The organism is Megasphaera intestinihominis (genome assembly GCF_040096415.1).
Lineage (GTDB): Bacteria > Bacillota > Negativicutes > Veillonellales > Megasphaeraceae > Megasphaera > Megasphaera intestinihominis.
In genome coordinates this window covers 1-744 of sequence record NZ_JBBMEU010000149.1, presented here as the reverse complement: position 1 = coordinate 744, position 744 = coordinate 1, and the positions used below count along the sequence as shown (strand labels likewise).

Annotated in this window: 1 pseudogene; it reads left to right on the top strand. The window is 46.1% G+C overall.

The window, feature by feature from the left end:
• Positions 1 to 286: 286 nt before the first annotated feature.
• Positions 287 to 744: pseudogene (locus WMO23_RS11405) on the top strand (reverse transcriptase domain-containing protein); the annotation flags it as partial.

The window sequence follows — 744 nt, the reverse complement described above, 5'->3', positions numbered from 1 at the left end:
GCCTTTCTCCGAATGGTAATAGGGGGGCGTGGGGGGCATAGCCCACCACAAAGGGATGCATGATGATTTGTTTTGGCAACCTGAACAGGGACGTTGCCACCTACGGCCTGTCTTACCTGAACCTGAACAGGGACCTGGGTAATACGTGGTGGAACAATGCGTCGCGCCTATCTGAATACTAATCAAAAACAACGTCATGTATTCCATGCTGCGGCAAAAATCAATAATCTAATGCCACGGGCTAGTAAAAACTGAACGTCCGTTATTATTCAGAAAGAAAATTCCAATGAAAAAGAGTTGTAAAAATATAGACATTACCGATAAAGAAGCCATCAAGCCTTTCATTCATGAATGTTTAAAACGGCATCACCGGCGCTATAAATTCGCCCGATTGCTACACAAAATAGGCACCGCCGATTTAAATGAAGCAACGGACGAGCTGGCAAGATATGCTTCCTGGGCTGTAAAAACGCATAACGTTCCTGAATTTGTACCATATACACGCGAACGCTATGATAGCACGTCAGAAAAGCGACGGCTCATCGGCCGCGAGTGCGCCTTACAGCAAGTATTTGACTACATTGCTGTGCGTTCATGCACTGAAATATGGAAAAGACGATATGTCTTACAACAGTGTTCGTCCATCAAGAAGCGTGGGCAGATCTATGGCGTGAAGATGATTAGAGGATATATATTAGCCGATATCCGCGCCGCAAGGTACGCCCGCAGCCACAGGCGACATTA